This window comes from Amycolatopsis samaneae, assembly GCF_039541975.1.
Classification (GTDB): Bacteria; Actinomycetota; Actinomycetes; order Mycobacteriales; family Pseudonocardiaceae; genus Amycolatopsis; species Amycolatopsis samaneae.
The window spans coordinates 145,065-152,693 of sequence record NZ_BAABHG010000021.1 but is presented as its reverse complement, the minus strand read 5'-3'; the positions used below and the strand labels follow the sequence as shown (position 1 = coordinate 152,693).

General features: G+C 69.7%; 4 protein-coding genes. All 4 read left to right on the top strand.

Annotated features, from left to right (window positions below):
* The first annotated feature begins 685 nt into the window (after positions 1–685).
* The 4 genes from ABD987_RS39930 (at position 686) to ABD987_RS39915 (ending at position 7,629) form a co-directional block, all read left to right on the top strand.
* Positions 686–820 carry a hypothetical protein gene (locus tag ABD987_RS39930; RefSeq protein ID WP_345407153.1) on the top strand — a complete coding sequence of 45 codons (135 nt, stop codon included), beginning with the start codon at positions 686–688 and terminating at the stop codon, positions 818–820.
* A gap of 172 nt (positions 821–992) precedes the next feature.
* The gene (locus tag ABD987_RS39925; protein ID WP_345407150.1) at positions 993–2,354 is read left to right on the top strand and encodes a hypothetical protein; all 1,362 of its coding nucleotides are present in this window, start codon (positions 993–995) and stop codon (positions 2,352–2,354) included.
* Between the two features lie 417 nt (positions 2,355–2,771).
* Positions 2,772–5,906: a hypothetical protein gene (locus ABD987_RS39920; protein ID WP_345407147.1), complete on the top strand. Its 3,135-nt coding sequence runs from the start codon at positions 2,772–2,774 to the stop codon at positions 5,904–5,906.
* Between the two features lie 13 nt (positions 5,907–5,919).
* Complete coding sequence (locus tag ABD987_RS39915) at positions 5,920–7,629, top strand: IPT/TIG domain-containing protein (RefSeq protein WP_345407144.1); 1,710 nt, start codon at positions 5,920–5,922, stop codon at positions 7,627–7,629.

The following is a 7,629-nucleotide window of genomic DNA, read 5'->3' as shown; positions in this document are numbered from 1 at the left end:
CGCCGCGCCCACCGCCGGAGCGTCTCGCGTTCCTCATCGGTCAACACCACAGCGGCCACCGGCCGACCCCTACCCGCCATCCGTCAACCCTACAATTAATCAACGAACTTCAGACGCAGGACACTAGGCATGTGGTTCGACCACGAAAAAGAGGCCGTCAGTGCGACGACCTCATTGCGAGTGAATAGTGCTGGTGTCCGAGGGGGGGATCGAACACCTCTTCGTCGCATCCATGCACAGGATGCGTATTCATGCGATAAACAGTAGCTCGGGCTGATATTGAGGCGCAAGGGTGTGGCGTACGAACCGCCTCGAGGCGGTTCGTACAGAATCCATACGGCCTAGTGCGGGACTGTGCAGTTGGTGTTTCCGGCCTGACACGCCGCACCAGCTGTCGCTCGCCGCGTTAGGGTGGGCAGCTTGCTGGTATCGACGGGTCTCGATGGTCGGGCCAGGTGGTCCTGAAGTCGGGCGTGGCGGAACTGGTAGGTGGCGTCTGCCTGGCGTAGCACGCCACGCTGGTGGGCGTCGTCCAGGAAATAATCCCGACGCTGCGGGTCGCTAGGACCCCGGGCGAGTTCAGGATCCCGTAGCCCAGACCACAGACCAGTCCAAGCACGGCACCCGCCACCAGGAACTGGAAGGTCACCGTTGTCCGATCAACGCGCTGTTCGTCTACGTGCCGATGGCCCTGTTCGTGTTGTTGATCATCCTGTTCTGGGCCTACCGCCTGGAACGGATCTACCCGGCCGTGGAACGGGACCTTGCCGCGCGGCGAGCCGCGGCCGCGGACCGGAGTTCCCTTCCCCTCGGCGACTAAACACACCTCATGCTCTGAAGGCCACCTTGAGGGACTCCAAGTCCCTCAAGGTGGCCTTCAGAGACTTTGTGGATCGCATGGTGGTGCGGTGACAGTGTACGTCCGCCGTCTCTCACCGTTCACTTACCTGGCTTCCAGGTAACACACACAAAGGCGCTCTACGGTCGCTGGGGTGTCAGCAGAATCGGAAGTCGTCGCCCTCGACGAGAATCGGAAGCGAACGCTCCGCCGCACGGGACTGGTGGCCGCCGCGGTCGTGCTCGCGGTCGCGGCCAGGGTCGCCCTCTTCGACCACGAGTCCTTCGACTACAAGGTGTTCTTCAAGAACTGGTACGAGTTCATTTCCGCGCATGGCGGGTTCAGTGCGCTCAAGTACCGCTTTTCGGACTACAACGTCCCCTACTTGTACCTGATCACGATCCTGACCTACCTGCCGATACCCGCGCTCGCCGGCGTCAAGATCATCTCGGTGCTGTTCGACCTGGTGCTGGCGTATTTCACCTACCGCATCGTCGCACTGCGCCATCCCGGCGGCCGGTTGCCACCGCTGGCGGCGCTGATCGTCCTGTTCCTCCCCACCGTGGCCACCAACAGCGGGATGTGGGGGCAGGCCGATTCCCTCTACGCCGCGTTCGGGCTCGGCGGCGTGTATTTCGCCCTCCGCAGGCGGCCGTGGCTCAGCGCCGTTTTCTTCGGGCTGTCACTGGCCTTCAAGTTGCAGGCGGTCTTCCTGTTCCCGCTGCTCCTGGTGCTACTCCTGAAAAGGTGGCTACCGTGGCGGGTGCTCCCGGTCGTGCCCGGCGTCGTCCTGCTGCTCGACGTGCCGGCGCTGCTGGCCGGAGCGCCCCTGGGACAGTTGCTGTCGGTCTACGTACAGCAGACGAGCTCGTATCCCGAGCTGTCCCTGCGCGCGCCGTCGATCTACCAGTTCTTCCCGGCGAGTGCCGACGCGGCGGTGATCCGGCCCATCGGTGTGGCCGTCACCGGGCTGGTGGTGCTCGGGTTGTGCCTCGGCGTTCTGCTCAGCCGAGTCCGGCTGACGACGACGAAGATCGTGCTCATGGGAGCGGCTTCGGCCCTTCTGGTGCCGTTTCTCCTGCCGTCGATGCACGAGCGCTATTTCTATCTGGCCGAGGTACTCACCGTGATCGCCGCGTTCCACCTGCCGCGCCGCCTCTGGTACGTGCCCGTGCTCGTGCAGGTGGCTTCGTTTCTGGCCTATCTCGAGGTGCTGGTCCCGGCGATGGGGCCGCGGTCTCCCGGCGGCGGACCGGGCGTGATCATCGGCGGGCCGCCGCCGGACGGCAGCGTCTTTCCCCTGCCGGGTGGCCGTCCCCCGCCAGGGGCCATGACGGACCTGATGTCGAACCTGTACGCGCCCACGCTGGAATTCCGGCTCCTCGCGGCGCTCATGGCCGTCGCGGTCGTATCCGTGCTGTGGACGACGATTCGCGAGTTCCGGCGGGACCCCGCGGCCGGGGCAGGGCCGTCCGTCGCTTCGCGTGTTCACCAGGGAAGCGAGCTGCCGTCGTAGTTGAAGCCGTCGAGGTCTTCGCCGGCTTCGGAGAGCCAGAGCCGACAGCTGCCCGGAAGGGTGTCCTTTCGGGCAGTTCTCGGCGCACCCGGGCCGGCCGCGGTGCCGCACACCGGCGGCCTCGGCACGCCACCTCGGCGCACCACGCGATCGGCTGGCGGCGACGTCCACGATCCTCGCGCGCGGTTCCCGTTGCACCGCCGGGAGCACCGGCCTGCGGAAACTCCACAAAGGACAGTCCGGCCGCATGCGGCACCGACCGCCGGGTCACCCGATAGCGCGGGGCCCCGGGACGAGTGCGGCGTCTGGCGGCTACACCGCACCGCGGGCCGCGGGTAGCCTCCTCGGTCGGGCCGCCACCTCGGCATGCGGGAAACCGGTGCGGCCACCGGAAAATCCGGGCGACAGGAGCGGCAGATGAGCGACAGTGAGCAATCCCCGTCCGCGAACGCTCCACGATCGCCGGACGAGCCGCCGGAACGCCGTGAGTTCGGCCGAAGACCGATCCTCGGTCTGTTGGCGTTCGGCAGCGGCGCCGCGCTGCTCGGCGCGGTCTCGGAGATGAACCCCGCCGGTGTCGTCGGCGACTTCCTCGGCGTCCTGCTCGGCGCCGGCGACCCCGCCGCTCCCCCGGCACCGCTGCTCGCGGTCCGCCCCGACGACGGCCTGTTCGCGACGCTGTCGTTCACGAACCTCGACGTCAAGACCAGCCTCGGACAGCCGCCGCGGCTGGCGTTGCGCGACGCGGCGTCCGACGGCCTGATCATCCTCGGCCTCACCCCGCAGAGTGTGTTCGAACAGACCACCTTCGACAACGGAACCGGCGCGCCCACACCGTCGCAGCCGATCCCGGCGCTGGTGTCCGGGCCGAGCCGGATAGTGCTACGGGTGCCCGCCGGGACCGCGCCGTTCCCCTACGACCTGCCGACACTGCTCGACCTCGCGCGCTATCCGCTCGCGGTGAGCCCGTCCGCCGACGGCACCGCCCCGCCCGCCGCGCCCCGGCCCGGCGAGACGGCGATCGAGGCGCCGTTCCGGCTCTTCCTCTCCCCGCCGTCCGCCGCGCTGTTCGCCGCGGCGAAGAACCCGGTGACCCGCAACGGCCGCACCGAGCTCTGGCACGCGAGGGCTGTTCCCCGCCTGCCCGGCGGCGGCCCGCAGCAGGACCCCACGCCCGTCCCGGTCCGCGCGATCTGGACGCCCGACATGCTTCTCCCGCCGGTCGACCTGCCCGACTGGGCGAAGGACCAGGCCAAGGTTTCGCTGCTCCCGCAGGACCGGCACGACATCGTCGTCAAGACGGCCGAAGCGCCGGCGCAGTCGGCCCTGCTGCTCGTCTCCCCGATGGGCGCGTCGCTCGACGTCGACGGGCGATGGACCTCGAACGGGCTGATCGGGTGGCGCCACCGGTCCTGGCTGGGCCGGGACACCTACGTCCGCGTCGAGCGCGCCGGATACCTGTTCCCGTTCGGCTTCCCCGCCGAGGCCGTCGACATCACCGAGCGGGTCATCCAGGACGGCGTCGCGTTCCTGCGCAAACGGCAGTTCGTCGTCGTGCGGCGGCCCCACGTCGACTACGCGCAGAGCACCGATCCCGCGATCAACCCGCAGCCGTTCTTCGGACGCAACCAGCCCTTCACCCGTGCCACGACCTCGACGCTCGTTTCGCCGCCACTGGCCAAACTCATCACCAGCGGCGACTTCGTCCAGATCGCCGGCCAGGACGGGAAGGCCACCGACCTCCGGTACCAGGTCACGTTGACCACCAAGGACGGCAGGACGGTCACCAGCGACGTCCCGTTGGTGTTCCTGTTCGACTCCGACGCGCTCACCATGAACGCCATCAAGCCGTTCGTCGCCAAGTACAGCGACGACACCCAGACGCCCGTGGCCCGCCGCACCCTCGCACTCGGCGGGCAGAAGGTCGCCTACGTCCCGCCCGCGCCACCGGCGGACCACTCGCTGCCCACCACCTCGATCGTGCTCGCCGCGGACCTCGCCACGAGGAATCGCGACGCCGCCGGCACCGACAAGGAACAGGCCGCGTTCCCGGTACTGAAGTTCGCCGACGTACGGGTCGAGGAACTCGACGCTCTCGGCGGTCCGCAGCAGGGCACCCGACTGTCCTATGAGGACAAGATTTACCTCGGGAACGGCCTCGGCGGCACGGCCAACAGTGGTGAGGTGTGGGCGAAACTCAGGCCCGTGCCCGCCGCGGCGACGAGCGGAACGCCGGCGGCCGGGCCCGGTGACGAAACGCTGAGGTTCGCGCTGTCCCAGGCGACCGGCGGCGGGATGGCCGCGCCGAGGTTCGCGGTGGATGCGCTGTCCCGGGTCCACGGGACGATCACCGACCTCGAGAACATCGCCACCAACCACTTCGACCCGCGGGCGTACTTCCAGGACGAGGCGATCAAGCTGTTCGGCGCGATCCCGCTCAGCAAGGTGATCGAGCCCGACAAGCTCACCGACATCATCCCGCCCACCGACGAGAACATCCCGAAGATCAAGACCAACCGGACCGGCGACCGGGTCGAAACGGTCGTCACCTGGAACCCGAAGCTCAAGCAGTTCCCCGACGGCGCGGGGAACCTGTTCACCTTCGTCCCGGCGACGACCGACCCGGACCGCCGGCTGCGCCTCGAAGTCCGCTTCACCACCACGCGTGACGGCGTGACCTCGTCGGTGGTGCGCGGGGAACTGCGCAACGCCTCGCTGGTGTTCCTCGACATGATCGCTCAGCCGATCGAGCGGTTGACCTTCGAAAGCCACAACGGAGCCAAACCGGCCATCGATCTCAAGCTCGGGCTCCCGAACTTCCGCGGCGACCTGCGTTTCCTCACCAAGCTCCAGGAGTTCCTGCCCGCGCTGCCCGGCGGGGTGAAGATCGACCGGCTGCCCACCGGGGTCAAGGCCGGGATGACCCTCGCGGTGCCCTCGGTGCCGATCGGCGTGGTGCTGGTACAGAACCTGTCCGTCGGTGTCCTGCTCGACCTGCCGTTCACCGGTGCCCCGGCGACGCTGAACTTCTCCTTCGGCACCCGCGAGCACCCGTTCCGGTGCACGGTGATGGCGCTGGGCGGTGGCGGGTTCCTGACCATCGGGCTGAGCACCGCGGGCGGTCCGCCCATGATCGAGGGCTCGCTCGAGTTCGGCGCCGCCGTCGCCCTCGACCTCGGCGTCGCCAGCGGATCGGTGTCGATCATGGCCGGGATCTACCTCGCCTACGGCCCGCGCCCGAGCGACCAGGGCCCGCCCGGCCCCAGCACGATCGTGATCACCGGCTACGTCCGGGCGATCGGCGAGCTTTCCGTGCTCGGCCTGATCCACGCGTCGCTGGAGTTCTACCTCGGGCTCACCTTCGAGAAGCAGGGCGGTGCCGAGGGCAGGGTCCAGGGCGAGGCGACGCTGCGGGTCCGCGTCGAGGTGTTCCTGTTCAGCACCACGGTCTCGGTGACCCTCCGCAAGGAGATCGGGTCCGGGGTCGACCCCAGCTTCGGCGACCAGATCTCCGCCGCCGACTGGTCCGCCTACTGCGCCGCGTTCGCCTGAGGGAGCCCGAACCATGCCGAAGTACTACGAAACCTTCCTCTGCACGGCCGTGCCGGAGTCGGCCGAGAGCACGAAGCTGCGGCTCGCCGTCGTCGTCAGCCCACGCCTCAGCGCCGAACCGGACGTCCCCGGCGGCGCCCCGGTCACCTCCGACCAGCTCGGGAAATGGCCGGACGCGCTGAACTGGGCGGCGATACTGCCGACCTGGACGGTCACGGTCACCCAGGGCACCACCACGGTGACCAGGCCCGCGCAGGAGATCGGCGGGCCCTACGACGTCCAGACGTGGAACGCGATCTTCCCGGCGACGATGGCCACGACGCCCTACGTCCCGCCCGTAGCCGAGGACGCGGGCACCAACCCCCGTGCCCTCCCCGGTGTCGCGACCTTCCCGGTCGGCGCGGTCCGGGACGCGGTCAAGAAGCTGCACGTCACCGTGCTGCGCGAGCATCGCACGGAGTTCCCGCCCGCGGCCCAGCTCGGCAACCTCGCCGAGTTCACCCCGATCAGGAACGCGCTGGCGCCGCCGCTGGTCCAGGAGGTACTGGACACCCAGCTGACCGGCGGCGTCGTCGGCACCGCCCTCGACAGGGTGTTCGCGCAGCTCGACCTCTTCCACGGCGCCCGCCCGGGATCGGCGCTCCCGCCCGCCACGATCACCGCCGTCGCCCCGCCGACCGGCTCGCCCTCGGGCGGCACGGCGGTGGCGCTCACCGGGACGTCGTTCGTCCAGAACGGTTCCGAGGTCTTCTTCGGCGGCAAGGCGGCGGGCTCGGTGCGCGTCGTGAGCCCGACGTCGATCACCTGCACCACGCCGCCCGGCACCTTCGGCGCCCAGGTCGACGTCCTGGTGCGGACTCCCGGCGGGATCAGCGCGGTCTCGCCCGCCGCGAGGTTCACCTACCTCGACCCACCCACGGTGTCCACAGTGGACAAGAACCGCGGGCCGTCGGCGGGCGGGACGACGGTCACCGTCACCGGCACGAACTTCGTCGCGGGCAACGGCCCCGACGGCAAGCCCAACACGAGCGTGAAGTTCGGCGACGCGGACGCCACCGCCGTCTCCGTCGGGAGCGACCCGACCTCGCTGACCTGCGTCACTCCCCCGGCCGGTACGGATCCGACCGTCGACGTCGTCGTGACCACGAAGGGCGGTTCGAGCGCGAAGACCGCCGCGAGCAGGTACACCTACGTCCCGCTCCCGGCGGTCACCGGCCTCACCCCGGCCAGCGGCCCGGTCGCGGGTGGGCAGGCGGTCACCGTCACCGGGACGCACCTGGCCGCGGCCACCGAGGTCCACTTCGGACCCGCGCGGGTCTCGCCCGCCCCCGGCGGTACCGACACGTCGCTCACCTGCACGAGCCCGGCGGGCACCGCGGGCGTCGTCGACGTCACCGTGGTGACCGACGGCGGCACGAGCGTCCGGTCGGACGCGGACCGGTACACCTACCTGGCCCGGCCGACCGTCACCGCGCTCACCCCGGCGAAGGGACCGGCCGCCGGGGGCACGACGGTGACCGTGACCGGCACGAACATGACCGGCGCCACCTCGGTCACCTTCGGCGGCGTCCCCGGGACGTCGCTCACCGGGGTCACCCCGACCTCGCTGACCGTCACCTCGCCCGCGGGCACCGCGGGCGGCTCCGTGCACGTCGTCGTCCACACGGCACCGGCCGGGGACAGCACCGAATCCGCCGCCGACCTGTTCACCTACACGGGATAA